General features: G+C 68.4%; 1 protein-coding gene. It reads left to right on the forward strand.

What is annotated here, in order from left to right:
- On the forward strand, window positions 1-461 hold a 461-nt coding region (locus tag FS770_RS13595; RefSeq protein ID WP_145012796.1), incomplete at its 5' end, for a DDE-type integrase/transposase/recombinase.
- Between the last annotated feature and the right edge of the window lie 39 nt (window positions 462-500).

The following is a 500-nucleotide window of genomic DNA, read 5'->3' on the forward strand; positions in this document are numbered from 1 at the left end:
ACGGCACGAACCTCTACTTCGCCTCCTGCATCGACCTGGGCTCCCGGAAGCTGACCGGATGGGCCATGGCCGGGCACATGCGCACCGAGCTCGTCGAGGACGCGCTGAAGGTCGCCTGGTGCGAGTGTGGGACGCTGGCCGGGGCGGTGTTCCACTCCGACCACGGCTCGGTCTACACATCGAAGTCCTACGCAGCGCTGTGCGAGCAGCTCGGGGTGAGGCAGTCGATGGGAGCGGTCGGCTCATCGGCCGACAACGCCCTCGCCGAAAGCCTCAACGCGGCCCTCAAGCGTGAGCTGCTCGAAGGCCGCGCCGCGTTCCCCGACGCGCCCACCGCCTACCGGGCCGTGTTCCGATGGGCGAACCGCTACAACACCCGCCGACGCCACTCCGCGATCGGGAACATCGCCCCGAACGCCTACGAAACCGCCGCCTCCGCTACGCTCACGGAAGCGGCATAACCGAAACGACACCGTGTCCACGATTCGGGGTCAAGGCCC

This window comes from Kocuria salsicia (genome assembly GCF_007681555.1).
Lineage (GTDB): Bacteria > Actinomycetota > Actinomycetes > Actinomycetales > Micrococcaceae > Kocuria > Kocuria salsicia.